This window comes from Simplicispira piscis, from assembly GCF_054783455.1.
Map to the genome: position 1 here is coordinate 306,194 of NZ_BAAGQN010000007.1, position 23,287 is coordinate 329,480.

General features: G+C 64.8%; 23 protein-coding genes and 1 other RNA gene. 13 read left to right on the plus strand and 11 right to left on the minus strand.

The window, feature by feature from the left end; all coding sequences use genetic code 11:
- Together ACYVOC_RS04840 and ACYVOC_RS04845 are read right to left on the minus strand one after the other, a co-directional pair.
- The coding region (locus ACYVOC_RS04840) for a TRAP transporter large permease subunit (RefSeq protein ID WP_461161039.1) at positions 1-662 on the minus strand (662 nt) is incomplete at its 3' end.
- Positions 659-1,204, minus strand: coding sequence for a TRAP transporter small permease (locus ACYVOC_RS04845; RefSeq protein WP_116002727.1), 546 nt, complete (start codon positions 1,202-1,204; stop codon positions 659-661). The genes ACYVOC_RS04845 and ACYVOC_RS04840, both read right to left, overlap by 4 nt.
- 164 nt (positions 1,205-1,368) lie before the next feature.
- Here ACYVOC_RS04845 and ACYVOC_RS04850 point away from each other — a divergent pair, with 164 nt between their 5' ends.
- The 10 genes from ACYVOC_RS04850 to htpX all read left to right on the plus strand — a co-directional run bounded on the left by ACYVOC_RS04850 (position 1,369) and on the right by htpX (position 9,838).
- Complete coding sequence (locus ACYVOC_RS04850) at positions 1,369-2,319, plus strand: LysR family transcriptional regulator (protein ID WP_116002729.1); 951 nt, start codon at positions 1,369-1,371, stop codon at positions 2,317-2,319.
- A 196-nt stretch (positions 2,320-2,515) separates the two neighbouring features.
- Entirely contained in the window at positions 2,516-3,403 is an 888-nt protein-coding gene (locus ACYVOC_RS04855) for an amino acid ABC transporter substrate-binding protein (protein ID WP_461161040.1), read from the plus strand.
- Positions 3,404-3,530: 127 nt separating this feature from the next.
- Positions 3,531-4,430 (plus strand): amino acid ABC transporter substrate-binding protein, encoded by a 900-nt coding sequence (locus ACYVOC_RS04860; RefSeq protein ID WP_116002731.1) that lies wholly within the window; start codon positions 3,531-3,533, stop codon positions 4,428-4,430.
- A gap of 87 nt (positions 4,431-4,517) precedes the next feature.
- Positions 4,518-5,270, plus strand: coding sequence for an amino acid ABC transporter permease (locus tag ACYVOC_RS04865; protein WP_116002733.1), 753 nt, complete (start codon positions 4,518-4,520; stop codon positions 5,268-5,270).
- A 1-nt stretch (position 5,271) separates the two neighbouring features.
- Positions 5,272-5,937, plus strand: coding sequence for an amino acid ABC transporter permease (locus ACYVOC_RS04870; protein ID WP_116002734.1), 666 nt, complete (start codon positions 5,272-5,274; stop codon positions 5,935-5,937).
- A gap of 34 nt (positions 5,938-5,971) precedes the next feature.
- Positions 5,972-6,709, plus strand: a complete 738-nt coding sequence (locus tag ACYVOC_RS04875; protein WP_116002736.1) for an amino acid ABC transporter ATP-binding protein — start codon at positions 5,972-5,974, stop codon at positions 6,707-6,709.
- Positions 6,710-6,852: 143 nt separating this feature from the next.
- A complete protein-coding gene (locus ACYVOC_RS04880) occupies positions 6,853-7,044 on the plus strand; it encodes a DUF7706 family protein (RefSeq protein WP_133243655.1) in 192 nt (63 codons plus the stop codon).
- A gap of 71 nt (positions 7,045-7,115) precedes the next feature.
- Entirely contained in the window at positions 7,116-8,156 is a 1,041-nt protein-coding gene (pyrC, locus tag ACYVOC_RS04885) for a dihydroorotase (RefSeq protein ID WP_461161041.1), read from the plus strand.
- Positions 8,141-8,896 carry a DUF3025 domain-containing protein gene (locus ACYVOC_RS04890; protein ID WP_461161042.1) on the plus strand — a complete coding sequence of 252 codons (756 nt, stop codon included), beginning with the start codon at positions 8,141-8,143 and terminating at the stop codon, positions 8,894-8,896. The genes pyrC and ACYVOC_RS04890 overlap by 16 nt, the downstream gene beginning before the upstream one ends.
- A 63-nt stretch (positions 8,897-8,959) precedes the next feature.
- Entirely contained in the window at positions 8,960-9,838 is an 879-nt protein-coding gene (gene htpX, locus ACYVOC_RS04895; protein ID WP_461161043.1) for a protease HtpX, read from the plus strand.
- Positions 9,839-9,869: 31 nt separating this feature from the next.
- Here htpX and ACYVOC_RS04900 read toward each other — a convergent pair whose 3' ends face one another.
- The 4 genes from ACYVOC_RS04900 to ACYVOC_RS04915 all read right to left on the minus strand — a co-directional run bounded on the left by ACYVOC_RS04900 (position 9,870) and on the right by ACYVOC_RS04915 (position 14,649).
- Positions 9,870-10,889 carry a formylglycine-generating enzyme family protein gene (locus ACYVOC_RS04900; protein ID WP_461161044.1) on the minus strand — a complete coding sequence of 340 codons (1,020 nt, stop codon included), beginning with the start codon at positions 10,887-10,889 and terminating at the stop codon, positions 9,870-9,872.
- Between the two features lie 185 nt (positions 10,890-11,074).
- On the minus strand, positions 11,075-12,829 hold the full coding sequence (locus ACYVOC_RS04905) for an NAD(P)/FAD-dependent oxidoreductase (protein ID WP_116002748.1): 1,755 nt from the start codon (positions 12,827-12,829) through the stop codon (positions 11,075-11,077).
- Positions 12,830-12,964: 135 nt separating this feature from the next.
- Positions 12,965-13,882: a cysteine synthase A gene (cysK, locus tag ACYVOC_RS04910; RefSeq protein WP_461161045.1), complete on the minus strand. Its 918-nt coding sequence runs from the start codon at positions 13,880-13,882 to the stop codon at positions 12,965-12,967.
- Positions 13,883-14,040: 158 nt separating this feature from the next.
- A complete protein-coding gene (locus ACYVOC_RS04915; RefSeq protein ID WP_116002751.1) occupies positions 14,041-14,649 on the minus strand; it encodes a class I SAM-dependent DNA methyltransferase in 609 nt (202 codons plus the stop codon).
- A 61-nt stretch (positions 14,650-14,710) separates the two neighbouring features.
- On the opposite strand from ACYVOC_RS04915, the gene rnpB reads away from it, so the two are divergent.
- Positions 14,711-15,146: RNase P RNA component class A (rnpB, locus tag ACYVOC_RS04920), an RNA gene on the plus strand.
- Positions 15,147-15,203: 57 nt separating this feature from the next.
- Here the strand turns inward: rnpB and ACYVOC_RS04925 are convergent.
- From ACYVOC_RS04925 to ACYVOC_RS04945, 5 genes are all read right to left on the minus strand, one after another.
- Positions 15,204-16,394 carry a M48 family metallopeptidase gene (locus ACYVOC_RS04925; RefSeq protein WP_461161046.1) on the minus strand — a complete coding sequence of 397 codons (1,191 nt, stop codon included), beginning with the start codon at positions 16,392-16,394 and terminating at the stop codon, positions 15,204-15,206.
- Positions 16,395-16,572: 178 nt separating this feature from the next.
- Positions 16,573-17,814, minus strand: a complete 1,242-nt coding sequence (locus tag ACYVOC_RS04930; RefSeq protein ID WP_461161047.1) for a YjgN family protein — start codon at positions 17,812-17,814, stop codon at positions 16,573-16,575.
- Between the two features lie 266 nt (positions 17,815-18,080).
- Positions 18,081-18,848 carry an rRNA pseudouridine synthase gene (locus tag ACYVOC_RS04935; protein ID WP_461161048.1) on the minus strand — a complete coding sequence of 256 codons (768 nt, stop codon included), beginning with the start codon at positions 18,846-18,848 and terminating at the stop codon, positions 18,081-18,083.
- A 127-nt stretch (positions 18,849-18,975) separates the two neighbouring features.
- Complete coding sequence (locus ACYVOC_RS04940; protein ID WP_461161049.1) at positions 18,976-20,658, minus strand: MBL fold metallo-hydrolase; 1,683 nt, start codon at positions 20,656-20,658, stop codon at positions 18,976-18,978.
- Positions 20,659-20,835: 177 nt separating this feature from the next.
- Complete coding sequence (locus ACYVOC_RS04945) at positions 20,836-21,540, minus strand: glutathione S-transferase N-terminal domain-containing protein (protein WP_461161050.1); 705 nt, start codon at positions 21,538-21,540, stop codon at positions 20,836-20,838.
- 74 nt (positions 21,541-21,614) lie between these two features.
- On the opposite strand from ACYVOC_RS04945, the gene dapF reads away from it, so the two are divergent.
- Both dapF and ACYVOC_RS04955 read left to right on the plus strand, forming a co-directional pair.
- Entirely contained in the window at positions 21,615-22,493 is an 879-nt protein-coding gene (dapF, locus tag ACYVOC_RS04950; RefSeq protein ID WP_461161051.1) for a diaminopimelate epimerase, read from the plus strand.
- Complete coding sequence (locus tag ACYVOC_RS04955) at positions 22,490-23,176, plus strand: DUF484 family protein (protein WP_116002764.1); 687 nt, start codon at positions 22,490-22,492, stop codon at positions 23,174-23,176. Before dapF ends, ACYVOC_RS04955 begins: the two co-directional genes overlap by 4 nt.
- Positions 23,177-23,287: the final 111 nt, after the last annotated feature.

Sequence of the window (23,287 nt, forward strand, 5' to 3'; positions counted from 1 at the left end):
TCGCGCAGGCTGCGCCAGAAAGGAGGGCGCGGCAGGGCCGCTTCAAGCTGTCCCATGCGGTGGCGCCGAGCGAGCCACACGGTGGGAACAGCCAGCGCCAAACCGGCCAGAATGCCTGGCACCATACCGGCGGCAAACAGCGCCGGTACCGAGGCGCCTGGTACCAGCACCGAATAGACGATGAAGGCCACCGAGGGGGGGATGAGGATGTCGGTGGATGCGGCCGCCGCAACGACGCTGGCCGAATACGCCGGCGGGTAGCCTGCGCGCTGCATGGCCAGCAGCATGACCCCGCCAATGGCTGCCGCCGTTGCCGGGCCGGAGCCCGAAATACCGCCCATGAACATGGCCACGCCAATCGCGACCAGCGGCAGCATGCCGGGGCCGCGCCCCACCACGGCCACCGCCAGATTCACCAGCCGCAGCGCCACACCCGAGCGGTCGAAGATCGACCCCACCAGCACAAACATCGGAATAGCCAGCAAGGGGTATTTACCCAGACCGGCATAAAAATTCTGCGGCACGGCCAGCAGGCCAAACCACTGTGAATCGGCATTGGCGACAGCAATAGCGGTGGCACCTGCCAGGCCTAGCGCAGCGCCGATGGGCACACCGGCCAGCATCAGCAACGCAAAGGCCACGAACAGCAAGGTTGCCGTCATGCCGCAGGCTCCTGACGGGCCTTGCGACCACTGCGTACGAAATGGCCCAGTGCACGCAGGGCAATCAGCGTGGAGAACACCGGTAGCCAGATCGAATACCACCACTGTGGGACACCAATGCCGGGTGAGGTTTCTTCAAAACGGTAGTCGTCCCACACCAGGCGCACACTGAGTACGGCCATTGTGGCAAACAGCAGCGCCACCATCAGTGCGCCCAGCTGGGCCAGCCGCTGGCGCCGTTTCAACGAGCCGCTCTCGGCAAAGTATTCAATGCGGATGTGGCGGTCGCGCGCGACGGCGGCCGAGCCACCCACCATGGCCAGCACGATCATCAGAAAGACCGAAATTTCCTCGGTCCAGGCAATAGAAGAATCAGTGAAATAGCGCACCAGCACATTGGCAAAGGTGATGAGGGCCAGGGTTGCCATGACGATCACGGTGAGCCAGTCTTCCAGACCCAGAAAGCGGGCTTGGGCAGGGGCGGCGACAGGGATGGAAGGCGCAGCCGGGCGCTCGGGCGCGGCGGGGTGATGGGAGGACATGGTTGCAGGTCGCGTGGGAGGTTCTGAAGCACGGCGTGCAAGGCCGCATGCCTGCGCAAGGCAGGCGTAGCGTTGCATTATGCGGTGATTATTCTGCGTACGCAGCGGCCCGGCGTGTGCATGCCGGGTCTGTGGGGACGCCCGGGCGCGCGGATAATGTGCCGATGGAAACCAAGTGGCTTGAAGATTTTGTCAGCCTGGCTGAAACGCGCAGTTTCAGCCGGTCAGCGCAACTGCGCCATGTGACGCAACCGGCATTCTCCCGCCGCATCCAGGCCCTGGAAGCCTGGGCGGGCGCCGATCTGGTGGACCGCAGCTCCTATCCCACGCGCCTGACGGCGGCGGGCAAGACGCTGTACGACCAGTCGCTGGAGGTGCTGCAGGCGCTGCAAAATACCCGTGCGATGCTGCGCGCGCACAGCACGTCCAGCCAGGACATGATCGAGTTTGCCGTGCCGCACACATTGGCATTCACGTTTTTTCCGGCGTGGGTGGCTAGTTTGCACAACCAGTTCGGCCCGTTCAAGAGTCGGCTCATTGCACTCAATGTGCATGACGCCGTGATGCGTTTGGTGGAGGGCAGCTGCGATGTGTTGGTCACCTACCACCATGAATCCCAGCCTTTTCAGCTCGATGCCAACCACTACGAGATGGTCAGCCTGGGCAAGGAGGTGCTGTCGCCCTACAGCAAGCCCGATTCCGAGGGGCGGCCGCTGTACTGCCTGCCCGGTAAACCGGGTCAGCCGCTGCCGTACCTGGGCTACGCGCCGGGCGCCTACCTGGGACGGGTGACAGAGCTCATCCTCAAACAGTCGGGCACGGCCATCCACCTCGACCGGGTGTACGAAACCGACATGGCCGAAGGCCTGAAGGCCATGGCGCTGGAAGGCCAGGGAGTGGCCTTTCTGCCCCACAGCGCGGTCAAGAAAGAACTGCGCGCCCGCCGCTTGGTGAGCGCAGTGCCACCCGGCATGGAAAATTTGCAGATGGTGATGGACGTGCGTGCCTACCGCGAGCGGCCCACCGGCAAGGAGGAGCCCAAAGGCACGGCTCAGGCGCTCTGGGCCTACCTGCAGGCGCAGGCCAGTGGCCCTGCGGGTGCGGCGCTCGCATAATTTATTTGCATAACGCCGCGCATATTCGGCATTGGAATTGCTCCTGGACGGAACGTACTATTCCGCCCCTTGACGCCGTTTCATTGCCGGAATGCGGAAATTGCGTTCACAGTGTGCCGGTGCGAAGTGTCCACAAGGCACGAGGCCGACCATTTTCATGACCTGAACCAGGTCGATGCTGAACAAGAGAATCCACATGAACGCATTAAAAGGATGGGCCTGGGGCCTTGCCGTAGTTTGCGCTGCAGGCTCTGCAGGCGCTGCGACGGTGCTTGAGCGTGTGAGTGCAGGGGGCGCACTGGTCATTGCCCACCGTGAGTCCTCTGTCCCCTTCTCGTATTTGGACGCCGCAGGCAAGCCCATCGGGTATGCCGTGGACCTGTGTCTGCACCTGGCCGATGTGGTGCGCCGCAAGACCGGCATGAAGAACATGCCGGTGCAGTTTTTGCAAGTCACTCCGGCCAATCGGGTTGATATGGTCGCCCAGGGCAAAGCCGACATGGAATGCGGCTCCACGACCAACAATGCCGAGCGGCGCCAGAAAGTGACATTCACTATTCCGCACTTCATCACCGGCGCGCGTCTGCTGGTCAAGGCGTCCAGCCCCATCAATCGGGTGGAAGATCTGATGGGCAAGAAGATGGTGTCCACCAAGGGCACGACGCCCCTCAAGGCGGCCGAGCAGGCCAATCGCGAGCGGCTGATGGGTATCACCATTCTGGAAACCCCTGACCACGCCCGAGGCCTGGAGATGGTGGAGACGGGTGAAGCCGATGCCTTTCTCATGGACGACGTGTTGCTCTATGGTCTGGCCGCCAACCGCCCCGACCCCAAGGCTCTCAAGGTGGTGGGGCGATTCATGACCACCGAACCCCTGGCCATCATGCTGCCCAAGGATGACGTGGATTTCAAGAAACTGGTGGACGAGGAAATGCGCCGCCTGATCACCAGCCGCGAAATCAACCCCATCTACGACAAGTGGTTTGCCAAGCCTATCCCGCCCAACAATACAACGCTGAACCTCCCCATCAGCTACCTGTTGCGCGACTTCTGGAAGTACCCCACCGACTTCGTTCCGTTTTGATTTTGTGCAGCGCCTTGGCGGGGGCGTTGCACAATGCCCGATTCTGTGAGGGTTTGCCACGCTGTGCAGCGTAGGTGACGACTCTCTAGAATCAACTCTTTTCCCGTTTACCCACAAGGAGACAAGTATGAAGAAACATTTGCTGGCTGCAGCCATCACCGTTCTGGCTGCAAGCAGTGCCTTTGCACAGGCCAATGACACCCTGGCCAAGATCAAATCCTCTGGCACTATCACACTGGGCGTGCGGGAGTCCTCGGGCCTGTCCTATACGCTGGGTAATGGCAAGTACGTCGGTTTTCACACCGAGATGGCTGAGCACATCATTTCCGACCTGCAAAAGCAGCTCGGTCTGGCCAAGCTGGAAACCAAGTACCAGCCTGTGACCTCGCAAAACCGCATCCCGCTGGTCACCAACGGCACAGTGGATCTGGAGTGCGGCTCCACCACCAACAACGCCGCTCGCCAGAAGGACGTGGCCTTTGCCGTGACCACCTATGTGGAAGAAGTGCGCATGGCGGTCAAGGCCAGCTCGGGCATTGCTGCCATCAAGGACCTGAACGGCAAGACCGTGGCCACCACCACCGGCACCACCTCGGTGCAGACCCTGCGCAAGAATGAACGCGCCGGTGGCCTGGACTTCAAGGAAGTCTATGGCAAGGACCATGCTGACAGCTTCCTGATGGTGGAGACCGGCCGTGCTGACGCCTTCGTGATGGACGGCTCCATCCTGGCCGCCAACATTTCTAAGTCCAAGAACCCGGCCGATTTCAAGATCGTGGGTGAGGTGCTGTCGGTCGAACCCATTGCCTGCATGCTGCGCAAGGATGACCCGGCCTTCAAGAAGGCTGTAGACGATTCCATCAAGCGCCAGATTGCTGATGGTTCGCTGGCCAAGCTGTACGACAAGTGGTTCATGCAGCCTGTGCCGCCCACCAACACCAAGATCGGCCTGCCTCTGTCTGAAGCCACCAAGAACGCCTGGGCAAATCCGAACGACAAGCCCATGGAAGACTACGCCAAGAAGTAATCGGAGCGATCCCATGCCCCTTCGAGCCATGCGTTCGGGGGGGCTTTTTTTGTTGCGCGGCGTAGGCCGTCACATGAAAGGAATCCTATGAGCTGGGATTGGCAGGTGTTCTGCGAAGACACCTTGGATCGCCAGGCGGTGCCAGGCTGCTTTGGCAAGGGCGGCGACATCACCTATCTGGACTGGTTGTTGTCGGCCTGGGGCTGGACAGTGTCCGTATCGCTGCTGGCGCTGGCGCTGGCGCTGGTGCTGGGCGCGGTCATTGGCACGCTGCGCACTCTGGAGGGGCGCCGCGTGGTAGTGGGGTTGTGCAATGCCTGGGTCGAGCTGTTCCGCAACATCCCGCTGCTGGTGCAGATTTTTCTTTGGTACCACGTGCTGCCCACTTTCTTCCCGGTGCTGCAGGGCGTACCGGGTTTTGTGCTGGTCGTTTTTGCGCTGGGTTTCTTTACCTCGGCGCGGATTGCCGAGCAGGTGCGTGCAGGTATCCAGGCGCTGCCACGCGGCCAGCGCTACGCCGGGCTGGCCATGGGTTTCACCACGTTTCAGACCTACCGCTATGTGCTGCTGCCGATGGCGTTGCGCATCATCATCCCGCCGCTGACCAGCGAGACCATGAATATTTTCAAGAACTCGTCTGTGGCGTTTGCCGTGTCGGTGGCCGAGCTGACGATGTTCGCCATGCAGGCACAAGAAGAAACCTCGCGCGGCATCGAGGTCTATCTGGCCGTGACGGCGCTCTACGTGATCTCGGCGTTTGCCATCAACCGCATCATGGCGTTCGTCGAAAAGCGTGCACGGGTTCCGGGCATGGTCGCCGCGAGCGGGGGAGGTCACTGATATGCAACTGGATTTTTCCTTCTACAACTGGGACCTGATTTCCAACTTCGTGCTCAAGGGGTTGTATTTCAGCCTCATGCTCACGGTGGTGGCCACCATCGGCGGTGTGTTCTTCGGCACCTTGCTGGCGCTCATGCGGCTTTCGGGCAAGAAGTGGCTGGATATGCCGGCCACCATCTACGTCAATGGCATGCGCAGCATTCCGCTGGTGATGGTGATTCTTTGGTTTTTCCTGCTGGTGCCCGCCATCATCGGTCGGCCCATTGGCGCCGAGGTGTCGGCAGTGATTACCTTCATTGCCTTCGAGGCCGCGTACTTCAGTGAAATCATGCGCGCCGGTATCCAGTCCATCCCGCGGGGCCAGGTGTACGCGGGCCAGGCGCTGGGTATGACCTACGGCCAGAACATGAAGCTCGTCGTGTTGCCGCAGGCGTTTCGCAACATGCTGCCGGTGCTGCTCACGCAGACCATCATCCTGTTCCAGGACACCTCGTTGGTCTACGCCATCGGCGCCTACGACATGCTCAAGGGCTTCGAGGTAGCCGGTAAGAACTTTGGACGCCCCATCGAGGCCTACCTGGCCGCGGCGGTGCTGTACTTTGTGATGTGCTACGCCCTTTCCTGGACGGTCAAGCGCCTGCACCAGAAGATCGCCATCATCCGCTGAAGCGGGCAAAAGAGATTGGATTGAGGAACAAGAAATGATCGAACTCAAGAACGTATCCAAGTGGTATGGCCCGGTACGGGTGCTCAACGAATGCACGGCCTCCATCAGTAAGGGCGAAGTGGTGGTGGTGTGCGGCCCATCGGGCTCGGGCAAATCCACGCTGATCAAGACCATCAACGCACTCGAACCCTTTCAGAAGGGCGAGATCACGGTCGATGGCATCCCGCTGCACGACCCTAAGACCGACCTGCCCAAGCTGCGCTCGCGTGTGGGCATGGTGTTCCAGCACTTTGAGCTGTTTCCGCACCTGTCGGTGACGGAGAACCTCACCATCGCACAGATCAAGGTGCTGGGCCGCAGCGCAGACGACGCCAAGAAGCGCGGCCTGAAGATGCTGGAGCGCGTGGGTTTAACGGGCCACAAGGACAAGTTTCCTGGTCAGCTCTCGGGCGGCCAGCAGCAGCGCGTAGCCATTGCGCGTGCGCTGTCCATGGACCCCATCGTCATGCTGTTCGACGAACCCACCTCGGCACTCGACCCCGAAATGGTCGGCGAAGTGCTGGATGTGATGGTAGGCCTCGCCAACGAAGGCATGACCATGATGTGTGTGACCCACGAAATGGGTTTTGCCCGCAAAGTGAGCCACCGCGTGATCTTCATGGATGTGGGCGGAAAAATCCTCGAAGACTGCTCCAGGGAAGAGTTCTTCAATAACCCCGACGCCCGCAAGCCGCGCACCAAGGACTTCCTGAACAAGATCCTGCAGCACTGAGTGCAAACGGTTACCGAACCAGCGGCACCTTCGGGTGCCGTTTTTGCGTTTGCATCCAGGCGCTGGCTTGCGGTGGCGCCGGTAAGATGCAGGGCACTGGAATCCCCCGGCGTGACCAACATGGTCTGAACGAGAAGCTGAATATGAAACAACCCGTGGTCATCACCGCCGAACTCACGTCCGAGAATGCCCAGGCACTGGCGCAGTTCGTCAAGCAGATCAGCCATGAGGCCATCCGGGCGTGTTCCCGCGATGATGCGGAAACCTTCCTGGTGCGCGACGCGCTCGATTCGTTGCGCGAGGCCCTGGATCTGGCCGGATTCGACCCCGAATAAGCCCGCCCCCGGGTGAAGCCTGGCGGGTCCGCCAGGCGCCAGGGCGGGGGAGTGATGGGACAATGGCAGCCATGACCGCCGCCCAAGACACCCTCACCATCACCCGCCCCGACGACTGGCACCTGCACGTGCGCGACGGCGAGGCCCTGCACACCGTCGTGCCGCACACGGCCGCCCAGTTTGGCCGGGCCATCATCATGCCCAACCTGCGCCCGCCCGTGACCACGGCCCAGCAGGCGTGTGATTACAAGCAGCGCATCCTGGCCGCCGTGCCCGAAGGCGTCGCTTTCGAGCCGCTGATGACGCTCTACCTCACCGACAACCTGCCGCCCGATGAAATTGCGCGTGCCAGGGAAGCCGGTGTGGTCGCCGCCAAGCTCTACCCTGCGGGCGCCACCACCAACAGCGATGCGGGCGTGACCGACCTGCGCAAGACCTACAAGACCCTGGAGGCCATGCAGAAGGCGGGCCTGCTGCTGCTGGTGCACGGCGAAGTGACCAGCCCCGACATTGATCTGTTCGACCGTGAAGCCGTGTTCATCGAGCAGCAACTCATCCCGCTGCGCCGCGACTTCCCCGAGCTGAAAATCGTCTTCGAGCACATCACCACGAAGGAAGCCGCGCAGTACGTGCAGGAGGCGGGCCCCTATACGGCTGCCACCATCACCGTGCACCACCTGCTTTACAACCGCAACGCCCTCTTTACGGGGGGCATTCGCCCGCACTACTACTGCCTGCCCGTGCTCAAGCGCGAGCAGCACCGCCAGGCCCTGGTGCAGGCGGCTACCAGCGGATCAGACCGGTACTTTCTGGGCACCGACAGCGCCCCCCATCCTGCACATCTGAAGGAGCACGCCACGGGCTGCGCCGGTTGCTACACCGCGCACGCCGCCATGGAGATGTACGCCGAGGTCTTCGACAGCGCGGGTGCCTTGGACCAGCTCGAGGGCTTCGCCAGCTTTCACGGCCCCGCCTTCTACGGCCTGCCGCGCAACCAGGGCACCATCACCCTGCGCCGCGAAAGCTGGACACCGCCCGACAGCTTTGCCTTTGGCGAGGCCGAGCTCAAGCCTCTGCGCGCGGGTGAAGCGCTGCCGTGGCGGCTGGTCTAGATTTCGCTGCGATCGATTGGAGCGCCCCCTGGCTGGCCTCGTGGCGTGCGGTGGGCGAGCCGCTGGCGCAGCACTTAAAGGCCGGTGCCAGCGTGGCGCAGGCATTGGACAGCCATGCCGCCACACCCGTCCGCTTTGTGCCGCAGACAGCCTTGCCGCCGGGCTCGGCCTACGAGCAGTTCATTTTCACCACCGGCCAGGTTCCCACGCGCGACAACCTGCACGATTTTTTCAACGGTCTGGTCTGGCTGCACCTGCCGCAGGCCAAGCGGCGCATGAACCAGCTGCAGGCCCAGGCCATCGCTGCCCAGGGCGTGGGGGCGGTGCGCGGGCCGCTGCGCGATGCGCTCACGCTGTTTGATGAAAACGGCGCCGTGCTCGATGCCCCCGCGCCGCTGTGGCAGGCGCTGCGTGCGCGCGACTGGCGCCGCCTCTTCATTGACCTGCGGCCGCTGTGGGCGCAGGCGCGGCTGTTGCTCGTCGGCCATGCGCTGATGGAAAAACTGGTCGTGCCCCGTAAAGGCATCACAGCGCATGTCTATCAAGCGCCTATCGCTATTGAAACAATAGCGCAAACGGATGCCTGGCTGGCTGCGGAGCTGCAGCCGGGTATTTGGGTGCAGAAACCTTTTGTTCCTTTGCCTCTCATGGGGGTACCGGGCTGGTGCCATGGGAACGACGCGGTTTCCTTTTATGATGATCTTTCGGTTTTTCGCCGCGCAGCAGCCCACCCGGCTTGAAGCCACGCACGGTCGTCCCCACCTTTTGAAACCTTGATAAACCTGCACGCTTGTGCAAGCACCATGAAACGAATCTTTCTGTTCCTGCTGACCAACATCGCTGTCGTGGCCGTGCTCGGCATCGTGTCCAGTCTGCTCGGCGTCAACCGCTACCTCACCGCCAACGGCCTGAACCTGGGGGCCTTGCTAGGTTTTGCCTTGGTCATGGGCTTTGGCGGCGCCATCATTTCGCTGCTGATCAGCAAGCCCATGGCCAAGTGGAGCGCGGGCGTGCAGATCATCGACGGCACGCGCTCGGTGGACGAGGCCTGGATCGTCGAGACCGTGCGCAAGTTTGCCGACAAGGCCGGCATCGGCATGCCCGAGGTCGGCATCTTCGAGGGCGACCCCAATGCCTTCGCCACGGGCGCCTTCAAGAACTCGGCCCTGGTGGCCGTCTCCACCGGCCTGCTGCAAAGCATGACGCGCGAGGAGGTCGAGGCCGTGATCGGCCATGAGGTGGCGCACATCGCCAACGGCGACATGGTCACCATGACGCTGATCCAGGGCGTGATGAACACCTTCGTCGTCTTCCTCTCGCGCGTGATCGGCTATGCCGTGGACAGCTTCCTGAACAAGAACAACGAAAACCGCTCGGGCCCCGGCATCGGCTACATGGTCACCACCGTGGTGCTCGATATCGTGCTGGGCTTTGTGGCCGCCATCATCGTCGCCTGGTTCTCGCGCCAGCGCGAATTCCGCGCCGATGCCGGCGCCGCCCAGCTCATGGGCCGCCGCCAGCCCATGATCAACGCTCTGGCCCGCCTGGGCGGTGTGCACCCGGCCGAGCTGCCCAAGAGCATGGCGGCCATGGGCATCGCTGGTGGCATCGGCAAGCTGTTCAGCACGCACCCGCCGATTGAAGAGCGCATCGCCGCGCTGCAGAACGCGCAAAAGGGCTGATGGCGCAAGCGCCGCCATGGGCGGCGCGTGTTCAGGGCCGTGCAGGTGGCGCCTCGCGCACCAGCCGGATGCCCACCAGGGTGTAGCGCGTTTGCGGCGAGTTCCAGTTGCGAAAGCTGCAGCGCGCATACAGCGACCAGGTGTGCCAGGAGCCACCACGGCGCACGCGCACCTCGCCGTTTTGCGGGCCCTGTGGGTCGTCCAGGGGTGATTGCGCGTAGTAGGTGTCGCTGTGCCAGTCGGCCGTCCACTCCCACAAATTGCCCAGCATGTCATGCAGTCCGAAGGCGTTGGCCGGATAGCTTCCGACCGGCGCGGTGAAGGCATGGCCATCGTGGCCCGCTAGGGCATAGGCCTGCCAACGGGGCCAGAAGGTGGCGGCATCGGCGTCGAAGGTGTTGGCAATGCCCAGCAAGGCCTCGGGCGCATCGCTGCCAGGGTAGCGTGTGCGCGATCCCGCGCGGCAGGCGTATTCCCATTCGGCTTCGGTCGGCAGTCGGTACACCGCGTTCTCTCGCTGGCTCAGCCATGCGGCCAGCGCCACGGCGTCGTTCCAGGTCACGTTGGCCACCGGGTGGCGGTCGCCTTGGGCAAAGCCGGGGTTCTGCCATGAGTATTTTGGGTCGCGCCCCTCGAAGGCGTCGCCGCGCTGGGTAGTGGCCGGGTTGTAGGCGGCGTTGTAACCATAGCCGCCAGTGCCATCGGCCATGGATTCGGGCGTGTAGCCCGAGGCTTCGACGAACTGGCGGAACTGCCCCACCGTGACTTCGTGCCGGCCCATGAAAAAGGGCTGCGTGATGCGGACCCGGTGCACCGGCGCCTCATCGCCCAGCGCAGTCAGGCGCCTGCGCTCGTACCGTGGGTAGTCGTGTGCCAGGCGCTCGGGCCCCTCGTCGCTGCCCATCAGGAAGTCGCCTGCGGGGAGCAGCACAAATTCCATGCCCAGGCTGTTGGTGGTCACCCGCGGCCGGGAGGGATCGTCCGGGGCAGCGCAGCCTCCAAGCAGGCACGCGCAGAGGGGCAGGGCTGTCAGCGAACGCAATAGGCGCATGGGTGGGGTAGATGCACCGATACGGTGGTGCCGTCTTGCTGCACTGTAGCGCCGCGCTGCGCGTTTGCACAGCGGGGTTATTCCATTGCTCAACCATCCGTGTCGTTGTTGCTTCGCCTTGCCGTGCTTCAGCACCGTCTGCGGCTTCGCGCCTGGATACGAATGATTTAGAAACAGAATGACGCTCAGGATGTGCCGTGGTTTGGAGTCGCCGCGCCCAGCAGACTGCGCACCACAGCCTCGCCCACTTTGATACCGTCCACACCGGCCGAGAGGATGCCGCCGGCGTAGCTGGCCCCCTCGCCTGCGGGGTACAGGCCCGCGGTATTGAGGCTTTGCAGGTTCTCGCCCCGTCCCATCTTGAGCGGCGACGAGGTGCGCGTCTCCACGCCGGTGAGTACGGCGTCGTGCATGTCAAAACCCTTGATCTTGCGGCCGAATACCGGCAACGCCTCGCGCAAGGCCTCGATGGCGTAGCCGGGCAGGGCGGTGTGCAGGTCGCCCAGCAGCACGCCGGGCTGGTACGAAGGCTCCACGCCGCCCCATTGGCGCGAGGGCTTGCCCGCAATAAAGTCGCCTACCAATTGGCCCGGCGCGCTGTAGTCGCTGCCGCCCAGCACGTAGGCGTTGGATTCCAGCTGGCGCTGCAGCACGATACCGGCCAGCGGGTGGTACTGGCCTGCGCCAAGGGCTTCTGCTCCGTGCGTGGCGCCCAGTGTGGCCTCGAATGCGGCCGGATCGGTGGGGTAGTCCTGCGGGTCGATGCCCACCACCATGCCGGCGTTGGCGTTGCGCTCATTGCGCGAATACTGGCTCATGCCGTTGGTCACGACGCGGCCGGGCTCCGACGTGGCGGCCACCACGGTGCCCCCCGGGCACATGCAGAAACTGTAGGCTGTGCGGCCATTGTGGGCGTGGTGCACCAGCTTGTAGTCGGCCGCGCCCAGCAGGGGGTGGCCCGCGTGGCGGCCCCAGCGCGCGCGGTCGATCACGCCTTGCGGGTGCTCGATGCGAAAACCGATGGAGAAGGGCTTGGCCTGCATGTGCACGCCGTGCTCGTACAGCATGGCAAAGGTGTCGCGGGCGCTGTGGCCCAGCGCCATCACCACATGGGACGCTGCCAGCTCGGTGGTCTCACCCGTGGCCTGGTTGAGCACCTTCAGGCCGCGCAAATGGCGCTGGCCCTGGGCGTCGTGCTCTATCACCACATCGGTCACGCGCTGCTCGAACCGCACCTCGCCGCCCAGCGCGATGATCTGCTCGCGCAGGCTTTCCACCACCTTCACCAGCTTGAAGGTGCCAATGTGCGGGTGCGCCGCATACAGAATTTCTTCAGGCGCTCCGGCCTTGACGAACTCGTGCATCACCTTGCGCCCCAGGTGGCGCGGGTCTTTGATCTGGCTGTAGAGCTTGCCGTCGCTGAACGTTCCGGCGCCACCTTCACCAAACTGCACATTGCTCTCGGCATGCAGCACGCGCTTGCGCCACAGGCCCCAGGTGTCCTTGGTGCGTTCGCGCACGCACTTGCCACGCTCGAGCACGATGGGCCGAAAACCCATCTGCGCCAGCACCAGCGCCGCAAAAATGCCACAGGGGCCAAAGCCGACGACGACGGGGCGCTCGGCCAGCGGGTTTGGTGCACGACCCACCGGTACCCAGGCCATGTCGGGCGTGGGCTGGATGTGTGGGTTGTCCGCGTGCCGGGCCAGTAGAGCCGCTTCGCTGGCCGTGTTGGCGAGGGTGATGTCTACGATGTACACCGCCAGCAGCGCCGCCTTGCGTGCGTCGAAACTGCGCTTGAAGACCTGCAGTGCAGCAATGTCGGCATCGGCCAACCCCAGCGCCTGGGCGGCATGGGTGTGCAGCGCGGCCTGCGGGTGGGTGTCGGGGCAGGAGGCCAGCGCGGACAGCGGCAGCCGGATTTCGGAGAGGCGGATCATGGGTTTGCAGGCCCGTGGTGATCGGGCAGGGCAATGGAAACGCCTGGATTTTACGGGCTGGTGTGATTTTGCACCGATTGCTATTCAAACAATAGCTTCCAGCGCTTTATCCATAAGCGCTGGAGCCCATTTTCATCAAGATGGCAGAAAGCCTTCAACCGACAGGTAGCGCTCGCCCGTGTCGTAGTTGAAACCCAGCACGCGGCTGCCTGCAGGCAGTTCGGGGAGTTTTTGGGCGATGGCGGCCAGCGTCGCACCGGACGAGATACCGACCAGCATGCCTTCCTCGCGGGCGCTGCGGCGGGCGTATTCGCGGGCCGGTTCAGCGTCCACCTGGATGACGCCGTCGAGCAGGCTGACGTCGAGGTTCTTCGGGATAAATCCAGCGCCCAGGCCCTGCAGCGGGTGTGGCCCGGGCTGGCCACCGGAGATCACGGGCGAGAGCGTGGGCTCCACGGCAAACACCAAAAGCCGCGGAAATTGGGCCTTGAGCACGCGCGCCACACCGGTCAGGTGCCCGCCTGTGCCCACGCCGGTGATGAGTGCATCCAGTCCGCCCTGGAAGTCGGCCAGAATTTCCTGCGCCGTGGTACGCACGTGCGCGTCGATGTTGGCCGGGTTTTCGAACTGCTGGGGAATCCAGCTGCCAGGTGTCTGGGCCTTCAGCTCCTCGGCGCGGGCGATGGCGCCCTTCATGCCCTTTTCTTTGGGCGTCAGGTCAAAGCTGGCGCCGTAGGCCAGCATCAGGCGGCGGCGCTCGATGCTCATGCTGTCGGGCATCACCAGAATCAGCTTGTAGCCTTTGACGGCCGCGACGAGCGCCAGGCCGATGCCGGTGTTGCCCGAGGTGGGCTCGATGATGGTGCCGCCGGGCTTCAAGGCGCCCGATTTTTCAGCGTCCTCCACCATGGACAGGGCGATGCGGTCCTTGATCGAGCCACCGGGGTTGCTGCGCTCGGACTTGATCCAGACCTTTGCATCCGGCCCGAAGATGCGGTTGATGCGCACATGCGGCGTATTGCCAATGGTTTGCAGAATGTTGTCGACTTTCATGGCGTCTCCTGAAACGAGGTGAAAACAGTGGGGTTCATTCTGTCCCACTTGTTCTGCCCGTTTCGCCATATGGATATACCCGGTCGGGCGGTGCCCCTGCTGCGCCGGTTTTTTGGCTGCGGCTGGTGATTTTTGTGCCCGACATGCGCGCGGTGCGATTAAGGCTTGCGCCCGGTCATCAGGAACAGCGGATAGCCCCGACCATTGCTGTGCTGCAGCCGCAGGATTTCGCTGAACGCGATGTCCATCAACCCGGCCTGCTCGGCCAGCGCCTGCAAGGCCTCGGGTGCAAAACCGAAATGCTGCACGCCCTTGGCCTGGTTGTCGCCGTGAAAGCTGCCGTCCTCCTGGTACAGGTCCACCAGTGCAATGCGCCCGCCGCTGTGCAAGGCGGCGGCAAATGCGCGCAGCAGTGCCGCAGTGTCTGCCACGTGGTGCAGGGCCATGCAGCTCACGACAGCGTGGTATTGCCCTGGCAGGCCCGCAAAGATGTCCTGCTGCAGCGGGGTGATGTTGGCAAAACCCTTTTCATCCAGCACCTGCAGCATGGCGGCCGACATGTCCAGCGCCGTCACCTGCGCCACTTTGGGCGCAATGGGGGTGGACAGGAGCCCCGTGCCCGCCCCGAAATCGAGCACATGGTCGCTGGCCCGTAAGGGCAGTTGCGCCAGCAGGCGCTCGGGCACGGCGGCCAGTTGCTGCGACAGGGGGCGCTGATCCCAATCGCGGGCGGCGGCGTCGAAATGGGTGGGGGAGGGCGTGGTCATGGTGCTGTCGTGAGGGGCATGGAGTGAATGAAGGCTTGGGGTCAGCGATAATCGGCCCCGTGAAGCACGCCAGACCGCCGCTGGTGCAATCTGGGAAACCAGGCACTGGAGGAACGTCCGGACTGCACAGGACAGCGTAGCAGCTAACGGCTGCCCACCGTGAGGTGAGGATCAGAGCAACAGAGACGAGTCAGGTCGTTTTCAGCCACCAAGGGTGTTCTATGGGGGGCCAGCGCAAGCTGGCACCGGCTGGCGCAAGCCAGACGCTCAGGCGCAAGCCTGAAGCCCCATAGCCACCCAAGGCGCGGAACGCGACTTGGGTGAAACGGGCAATCTCTACGCGCAGCAATGCCAAGTAGGCCAACGTTGATGTGGTTCCGCAGAGTTGGCGGGTAGGTAGCATCGAGCCGTGGTGGCGACACCCGGCCCAGAGTAATGGCGGTCACATTGCGGGCAACCGCAGTGCACAGAATCCGGCTTATCGGCATGCTTCACACTTTACACGCAAAAAATGGCTCCAACGCTTATGCAGTAAGCGCTGGTAGCTATCTTTTTCAATACATTTGCGGGCAGTGCGGTGCTTGGCCCTGCTGCAGTTCGGTGGCGCGTTGGATGGTGTCCGGGTGGCTGCTCAGCAGCGACCAGACCGGGTGCGCCTTTGCGTCCGCACGGGCCTTGCCTTTGTCCGCCGCCGATGCGGGGGCGTCTGATTTCTTCGCTTGGGCTTCTTCCTCATGCGCCATGGCCAGCAGCAACTGGCCCATGGGTGCCGTGGGCAGGGCGGCGTGGCGCATCAGGCCGATGGCGTAGCAGTCGGCCTCGCGCTCGTGGCTGCGGCGGTAGTGCAGCCCCGTGAGCAGTGCGCTGCCCGTGGACACCATGGTCGACACATCGCCCAGCGCCAGCCCCAGGCCCATTTGCAGCACGCCCTGCTCCACCACCATGCGCGTGGTGTGGCGGTGCACCACATGGCCGATTTCGTGGGCCAGCACGCCCACCAGGGCATCGTCGGGCAGGCCCTTGTCGGCGGCGGCTTTGACGATGCCATCGGTCATCACGATCTTGCCGCCGGGCAGGGCAAAGGCGTTGGCCCCCATGCCCGCGCGAAATTCCAGCGACAGCGGCGGCCGGTAGCCGTGGTAACGGTGCAGCGAAGCGGGTGTTTGCCGCACCAGCGCATCCAACCGTGCCTTGAGTGCGTCTTGCCGCGCACGGGGCAACGTGCTGGGCTTGAGCGTGCCGTCGTCCATTTGCTGTAGCGCGCTTTGGGCCACGCTGGTTTCCCATGACAGCGGTACAAAGCGCGTGAGCTGCGTGGCTGCCCAGGGCGTGCCATAGCGGTAGAACAGGGCGAGGCCGACCACGGCGGCGAGTGCCACGCCCAGCAGCGCGGGCCAGCGGGTCTGCATGCGCTGGGCAATGCCGGGGCGGTTGCCCGCGGCGGCCAGGGCGGCACGCCACTGGGCCACGGCGTCGATCTCCACACTGCCGTGATCGCGCAGGTCCACCACCACGCGCAGGGGCGGGCGGCGTTCGTTCCAGGCTTCGGGCCAGTCGACCTGTGTGCTGGTAAACACCACGGGCGCCGCGCCCGGCGGCGACAGCGGGTGCAGCACCAGCGAGGGACCTTGGGGCGTGGGCTGCAGGCCCACCACCACGGGCCGGGCCTTGCTGCTGCGCCCATCAAACCAGCGCCCCGGCAGCAGATCGCCAGGCGCGCTGGTGGATTCTGGAGAGGTGTTCACCGGGTTGTCTCCTCCACAAAGCCAGTGCGCCGACTGCCAAAGCTAGCGCGGCGCCATGCCAGGGCTCTCGCGCAAGGGCCGCCAGCATTCCCATGTACGGGCGCTGGGAGCGTCCCCCTGCCCGAATCGCGCAGCGATTCGAGAGCGGGGGGAAGGCGCCGCAGGGGGGTGTTCCCCATCACCCAATCAGATCGAGGCCTGCCGCATCGGCCAGCGCATCGCCCAGGCCGCCCTGCTGCTGGCGCACCATGCGGCCCGCCACCTGCTCCACGCCGCCCTTGACATGCGCTGTCACGGATTCCACCTTCATGCGGTATTCACTCACCCGCGCAAAGGGCCGGTACAGGCCCAGCGTGCACAGGGTGAGCAGCATGTTCTTGAGGCGCAGCCACACATAGCCCGTACTGCGCAAATCGCACTTGAAACGCGCGATCTGGCCCACGCCGATGTTGTTCCACATCAGCTGGAACATGCGGGCCTCGCGGTAGGCGCGGGCTGGGGCCGATGCAAGGAACAGCAAGAAGACGCCCGCCACGATGGCCACCATCAGGATCACGAACATCCACAGCCCCAGCTGCTTGCTGGCCGCCGCCGCCAGGGCGAGCGAGCCGCCCGCCAGCACGCTGACGAGCACGGAGATGAGGACCACGCACACGATGAACACCGCCACGGTGGCCAGCCAGACTTTCACGAAATCCATGTACACGGGTTTCCAGCGGCCCGGTTCGGCGCCCAGATGCGCACGCCGCACCAGCAGGCTTTTGTAGTTGTATTCGAGGCGGATGAAACACAGCACCGTGAGCACCAGTCCCAGCACCAGCAGGCCGCCCATGGCCGGTGTGAACGCGGGCATGCGCGGCTTGCGGATTTCTTCTTCGGCCGCTTGCAGCACGTCCGAGAGTTCGGGGGACAGCATCTGCAGGCCAAAGAAAACGCCAAACCACACCAGCGCCAGCGCAAACACCGGCCAGCTGGCAATGTAGACCTCTTTCCAGCTCGCGGTGAACTGCAGGCGCAGGCCGCGCCAGCGCGTGGCGCCCAGGCGAAAGCGCATGGCGCTGGCCCAGATGAAGGGTGCCAGCGCGGCACCGGCCAGCAAGAACAGGGCCACGGCCGTGTCCTGCCCGGTGTTGGCCGCGATGTTGTAGGCCAGCGTGATCAGTACCAGCAGTACAAAACCCTTGACCATCTTGCCCTGGGGGGCGGTGAACTCTAGCGGGCTGTCGGCGACCTGCGTGTGGCTGTAGAAATACTGCGCCGTGCGCCGCCGCGCCCAGGGCGTGTAAAAGCCCAGGGTGATGACGCTGAGCAGCACGTTGACGATCCAGACGCGGAAATATTCGCCGCCGCTGCCGGTGAATTCCAGGGGATGCGTGTCGATGGTGTTCGCCGGGGCGCTGCTGCTGTTGCGTTGGTCCATGGTCTCCCTCCAGGGTGGCCGCGCAGTGTAGCAGTGGAGGGCAGGTTTTTAAGTCAAAAGTGCCTTCGCGGCGCATACATTCTGCGCAGGCAGCTATGGTTTTTGATGTCTGTGACCCAAGGCACCGCGCATCGCCCGCAACGCATGAACCCGGCGCGGCCCAGGCCAGCGGCCCCCGCGCAAGGGCCGCCCCGCCGCGCTGGGGGCGTCCCCCCTCCCGGCGAAGCCGAGAGAGGGGGGAAGGCGCGCAGCGCCACAGGGGGGTGTCAGAATTTTTCCCAAGGCTGCAGATAACGCCACTGGCCCTCGGGCACCTTGGCCAGGGGCACGCGGCCGATGCGGATGCGCTTGATCGCCATCACGCGCAGGCCCACGGCCTCGCACATGGCCGGGATCTGCCCGGGGCGGATGCCCTGCAGCGCAAAGCGCAGCTTGGTCTCGTTCTGCCAGCTCACCTTGATGGGCGGCAGCGGCCGGCCGTTGAATGTGAGGCCGTGGCACAGGCGCTTGAGGCCGTTCTCGGCGATCTGGCCCGCCACTTCCACAATGCACTCCTGCTCCAGCGACTCGATGTCCTCCTGCAGCTTGCGCGCAATGCGCTTGTCCTGCGTGTACACCACCAGGCCGCTGGCGGGTGTGGGCAGGGGCGTAAAGCATTCGAGCTGTTTGAAGTGGCGCAGCAGCACCTGGATGTCGGAGGCATCCTCGGGCATGTGCGATGCGGCGTTCAGCAGGCCAAGGGCTGCGGGCGCGCCCTGGCTGCGGCTGCTGTGGGCGGCGTGGCCCGCTTCCATGCCCAAGCCGGCTTCAAAGCCCGGTGGCTTGTGCAGCAGCAGGGTGACGGGAACCAGGTCGAACAGGCTGGCGCCCGGTGTCAGCAGTACGCGCTGGTGTGGCGCCACGCGGGCGCCGGGTATTTCGACGGTTTTGCCATCGACGCTGACGAAACCGCCTTCGATGTACTGCTCGGCGGTGCTGCGCGAGAGGCTGTGTTCGGCGGCCAGGCGCTTGGCCAGTCGTTGTGTTTCAGTCATATTGTTTGGTATGTCGCTCGCTGCCTATGAAACTGGCACGCTTGCGGCGTGGGCCGCCGTGCAAGGACCGCCCCGCCGCACGGGTGGCGTCCCCCTGGGGGAAGACGCGCAGCGGCGCAGGGGGGGGTTAATCATTCCCAGGGCCCAGAGCGCGGATGCGTTCCACATGGGCGATCAGCGAGCGCTGGGCCACGGGCCAGATGCGCTGCGGCACGTCGGCGTAGGCATGCGCCACCCAGTCCTCCACACTGCCGTCCGGCAGGGCCTGCATGGCGGCGATGACCTTGGCCTCGCGTGCCAGTCGGTGCGCCTTGAGCTGGGCAATGGCCTGGCGGGCAAAGCCCAGCACGTAACCGTGCGCGGGCAAAATGAATTCGACCCCGTGCTGCGCACACAGCGCATCGAGCGCATTGAGCGAATCCAGGTAGTCGGCCATGTTGCCGTCGGGCGGGTCGACCACGGTGGTGCTGCCGTTGAGGATGTGGTCGCCGCTGAACAGCAGGGCATCTTCGACCAACAGCAGGCACAGGTGGTTGGCGGCATGGCCGGGCGTGTGCACTACCTGTAGGGTATGGGTAATTTTGCCATCTAGCGCTTGTCCAGTAAGCGTGAGTAGCTCTCCATTTTGTAGCGAACGCTCGGGCGTGAATTCGCTGGCTGCCCGTGCCGTGGGGGCCGAGGGCAGGCCCAGGATGGGCGGTGCAGCGCGCCCGGCCTGCACGCACAAGGCCTGCAGCGGTGCTGCGCCGGGCGAATGGTCGGGGTGCGAGTGGGTGCAGACGATCATGCGGATGTCGCCCCCCGCGGCGCGCCACAAGCGTTCGAGGTGCTGTGCGTCCTGCGGGCCGGGGTCGATGGCGATGTAGCCCGTGGCCGGGTCGCCCACCAGGTAGCTGTTGGTGCCGGGGCCGGTCATCACGCCGGGGTTGGGTGCGGTCAGGCGCTGCAGGTTTTTCAAAAGCTGTACGGGGCGCTCGCTCTGCCAGTCCAGCGGGTGCACGATCTGCCCGTCGGGGCAAACCAGGGCCAACTCGCCAAACGGCATTTCGTCTTCCATGTAGCGTGCCTCTTTGCCGGCCAGCAGGCCCGCGCGCGGGCAACTCGTCCACAACGGCGCCTCGCCCGCGCAGGCGGTCAGCACGGCCTGGGCGCTGTCGAAGCGTGCCAGGCGCTGCAGCGTGCGGATGGTCGGGAAAATCATGAAGAACTGGCCGGCCTCGTGCCGCTCCAGCGCCTCTTGCGGGCGCACCCACACGGGCTCGAACTGCTCGGTTTCATCGGCGATCGGGGTCTGGCCTTCGGGCATGCGCGCCACCAGAAAAGGCACGTCAAAGCGCTTGGGCAGGTCGCGGTCGGCGGTCCAGCGTGCCAGCACAAACACGCTGTCGGCCGCCAGCTGCAGGCCCCGGGCCTGGCACTGGGCGGCAAAGGGCGCGTGGCGGTTCAGCGCGGCAATGTCGTTGGCGCCCGCCATGCGGCCATCGGCGTGGCGCGCCAGCAGCACGCCCAGCTCCTCGAAACTCTCGCGGATGGCGGCAATGGCTTGGGTGAGGTGTTCGTCGCTCTGGCTGGGGCGGCGCGCTGCAGCGGCGTGCGTGGCGGGGTCGGCGTCCAGTGCGTCGATGCCTCCGCCTGGGAACACATAGGCGCCAGGCGCAAAGCTGGCTTGGGTCGAGCGCCGCGTCATCAGCACCTGCAGGCCGGGGGGCCCGCTCTCGGGCGGTGCGTCGCGCAGCAGCAGGACGGTGGCGGCGGAGAGGGGGCGAACGGGTTCGCGCTGCGGGTGCAGTTGCTGGCTGGGGCGTGTCATGGCTGCATTATGAGCATCCCCCTGAGCGGCTGCGCCGCTTCCCCCTCGCTCTCGCATCGCTGCGCGCAGCGGGCAGGGGGACGCTCCCAGCGCCCGTACATGGGAATGCTGGCGGCCCTTGCGCGGGAGCCCTGGCCTGGGGCGCGCCAGTTGCGTGCGCTGTGGGCGATGCGTTTTTCAGTCGCGGGCGGGAATCGCCAGCCCGCGCTGCACTGCGGGCCGCTCCACAAACGCCGCCAGCGCGCGCTGCACCTGCGGGAACTGGTCAAACTCCACCAGTGCACCGGCTTCATAGAACCCGACCAGGTTGCGCACCCACGGGAAGGTGGCGATGTCGGCCACGGTGTAGTCCTGGCCCATGATCCAGTCGCGGCCCGTCAGGCGCTGCTCCAGCACACCCAGCAGGCGCTTGGACTCGGCCACGTAGCGGCCCAGCGGGCGCTTGTCTTCCCAATCCTTGCCGGCAAATTTGTTGAAGAACCCCAGTTGGCCAAACATGGGGCCTACGCCGCCCATTTGCCACATCAACCACTGCAGCGTGTGGTACCGCGCGGCGGGGTCTTTGGGCATGAAGCGCCCGCTCTTATCGGCCAGGTAGACCAGGATGGCGCCCGACTCGAACAGCGCCAGCGGCTGGCCGCCGGGGCCGTCGGGGTCGATGAGGGCGGGGATCTTGTTGTTCGGGTTGAGCGATAGAAACTCCGGCGACATCTGGTCGTTGCTGTCAAAGCGCACCAGATGCGGCTCGTAAGGCAGGCCGGTTTCCTCCAGCATGATCGAGGCCTTCACGCCATTGGGCGTAGGCAGTGAGTAGAGCTGGATGCGGTCCGGGTGCCGGGCGGGCCATTTGCGGGTGATGGGGAAGGCAGAGAGATCGTGCATGGCGGTTCCTTGGTGAAATCAGACCGGAAAAAATGCCCGGACATGGACAGCAGCCAGCCACGATAATCCAAGCCATGAAGATTCGCTTCACCAAAATGCAAGGCGCGGGCAACGATTTCGTCGTGCTCGACGAAACCCAGGGCCCGCTGGGCCTGACGACGGCCCAATACCGCTTTCTGGCCGACCGGCACTTTGGTGTCGGTGCCGACCAGATCCTCTCGGTGCGGCCCTCGCCGGGCGAAGGGATCGACTTTGAATACGCCATACACAACGCCGACGGCAGCGAGGTGGAGCAGTGCGGCAACGGCGCACGCTGTTTTGCACGCTATGTGCGCGACAAGGGTTTGACCACGCGCGACACCATCCGGGTGCAGACGCTCTCGGGCGTGATTGCTCCCCAGCTCACCCCCGATGGCCGCGTGACGGTGGACATGGGTCGCCCCGTGTTCGACCCGGCGCGCGTGCCGTTCGACGCATCAGGCCTTGCGCCCGTGTCCCAGGGTTCGGGGCAAAAATGGCCTCTAGCGCTTGATGCGCAAGCGCAACAAGCTACTGTTTTTGTAGCGGTTGTGTCCATGGGTAACCCGCACGCCGTGCAACTGGTTCAGGATGTGGACACCGCGCCCGTGCTGCTGACCGGCCCGCTGATCGAGCGCCATGCGCGCTTTCCGCAGCGGGTCAACGCGGGCTTTTTGCAGGTGCTGGACCGCGGGCATGTGCGCCTGCGCGTGTATGAGCGCGGCGCCGGTGAAACCCTGGCCTGCGGCACGGGTGCCTGCGCGGCCGTGGCGGCGGGTATCCGGCTGGGGCTGCTCGATGCGCGCGTGCATGTACAAACGCACGGCGGCTTGCTCACCATTGCCTGGAGCGGCGACGAGGCCGACTCCGTTTTCATGACCGGCCCGGCCACTACCGTGTTCGAAGGCCAGATCGACATCCCTGACGCACCATGAACCACATCCCTCCCATCACCGAAGAAGACATCGCCAACTTTCTGCTGAGCACACCCGGCTTCTTTGAACGCCACGCCGAGGTGCTGGCCAGCGTGCAGTTCACCAGCCCGCACGGCCAGCGCGCCGTGAGCCTGCAGGAGCGCCAGGCCGAAATGCTGCGCGAGAAGATCAAGGGGCTGGAACAGCGCGTGATGGAAATGGTGCGCAACAGCCACGAAAACGAGGCCATCGCCCAGAAGGTGCACCAGTGGACCGGCTCCCTGCTGCAGGTGCGCGACCCCATCGACCTGCCGCCTGCCGTGGTGGATGGCGTATGCGCCTTGTTCGATGTGCCGCTGGCCGCCGTGCGCGTGTGGGGGGTGTCGGGCGCCTACATCGACTGCGACTTTGCCCTGGGCGCGAGTGAAGATGCCCAGGCCTTTGCTTCGTCGCTCACCATGCCGTTCTGCGGCCCCAATCTGGGGTTCGAGCCGGCCGGTTGGCTGGCGCAAGCGCCGGGAGAGACCGCCCAGTCCATTGCCTTGCTGCCGCTGCGCGTGGGCGCCATCGACAGCGCGACGCCCGCCTTTGGCCTCTTGGTGCTGGGCTCGCCCGACCCGCAGCGCTTTGACGCCACCATGGGGACCGACTTTCTCTCACGCATGTCCGAGCTGGCCAGCGCTGCGCTGCAGCGGTTGAAATGAAGCCCCCCCTGCGTCGCCTGTGGCGCACTCCCCTCCAAGGGGGACGACGCCCTTGCTGCGGGGCGGCCCTGGCTCCGCGTCCCGCGCTGGAGCTGCACCCGATGCGGCGGA

What these genes read in the sequence shown, in the direction of transcription:
- ACYVOC_RS04900 (WP_461161044.1), bottom strand. Translation starts at nt 10,889, where the DNA reads ATGCGCCTATTGCGTTCGCTGACAGCCCTGCCCCTCTGCGCGTGCCTG.
- ACYVOC_RS04865 (WP_116002733.1), top strand. Translation starts at nt 4,518, where the DNA reads ATGAGCTGGGATTGGCAGGTGTTCTGCGAAGACACCTTGGATCGCCAG.
- ACYVOC_RS04855 (WP_461161040.1), top strand. Translation starts at nt 2,516, where the DNA reads ATGAACGCATTAAAAGGATGGGCCTGGGGCCTTGCCGTAGTTTGCGCT.
- ACYVOC_RS04880 (WP_133243655.1), top strand. Translation starts at nt 6,853, where the DNA reads ATGAAACAACCCGTGGTCATCACCGCCGAACTCACGTCCGAGAATGCC.
- ACYVOC_RS04850 (WP_116002729.1), top strand. Translation starts at nt 1,369, where the DNA reads ATGGAAACCAAGTGGCTTGAAGATTTTGTCAGCCTGGCTGAAACGCGC.
- ACYVOC_RS04945 (WP_461161050.1), bottom strand. Translation starts at nt 21,540, where the DNA reads ATGCACGATCTCTCTGCCTTCCCCATCACCCGCAAATGGCCCGCCCGG.
- ACYVOC_RS04860 (WP_116002731.1), top strand. Translation starts at nt 3,531, where the DNA reads ATGAAGAAACATTTGCTGGCTGCAGCCATCACCGTTCTGGCTGCAAGC.
- ACYVOC_RS04930 (WP_461161047.1), bottom strand. Translation starts at nt 17,814, where the DNA reads ATGGACCAACGCAACAGCAGCAGCGCCCCGGCGAACACCATCGACACG.
- ACYVOC_RS04870 (WP_116002734.1), top strand. Translation starts at nt 5,272, where the DNA reads ATGCAACTGGATTTTTCCTTCTACAACTGGGACCTGATTTCCAACTTC.
- cysK (WP_461161045.1), bottom strand. Translation starts at nt 13,882, where the DNA reads ATGAAAGTCGACAACATTCTGCAAACCATTGGCAATACGCCGCATGTG.
- ACYVOC_RS04935 (WP_461161048.1), bottom strand. Translation starts at nt 18,848, where the DNA reads ATGACTGAAACACAACGACTGGCCAAGCGCCTGGCCGCCGAACACAGC.
- dapF (WP_461161051.1), top strand. Translation starts at nt 21,615, where the DNA reads ATGAAGATTCGCTTCACCAAAATGCAAGGCGCGGGCAACGATTTCGTC.
- htpX (WP_461161043.1), top strand. Translation starts at nt 8,960, where the DNA reads ATGAAACGAATCTTTCTGTTCCTGCTGACCAACATCGCTGTCGTGGCC.
- ACYVOC_RS04955 (WP_116002764.1), top strand. Translation starts at nt 22,490, where the DNA reads ATGAACCACATCCCTCCCATCACCGAAGAAGACATCGCCAACTTTCTG.
- ACYVOC_RS04940 (WP_461161049.1), bottom strand. Translation starts at nt 20,658, where the DNA reads ATGACACGCCCCAGCCAGCAACTGCACCCGCAGCGCGAACCCGTTCGC.
- ACYVOC_RS04905 (WP_116002748.1), bottom strand. Translation starts at nt 12,829, where the DNA reads ATGATCCGCCTCTCCGAAATCCGGCTGCCGCTGTCCGCGCTGGCCTCC.
- ACYVOC_RS04845 (WP_116002727.1), bottom strand. Translation starts at nt 1,204, where the DNA reads ATGTCCTCCCATCACCCCGCCGCGCCCGAGCGCCCGGCTGCGCCTTCC.
- pyrC (WP_461161041.1), top strand. Translation starts at nt 7,116, where the DNA reads ATGACCGCCGCCCAAGACACCCTCACCATCACCCGCCCCGACGACTGG.
- ACYVOC_RS04875 (WP_116002736.1), top strand. Translation starts at nt 5,972, where the DNA reads ATGATCGAACTCAAGAACGTATCCAAGTGGTATGGCCCGGTACGGGTG.
- ACYVOC_RS04915 (WP_116002751.1), bottom strand. Translation starts at nt 14,649, where the DNA reads ATGACCACGCCCTCCCCCACCCATTTCGACGCCGCCGCCCGCGATTGG.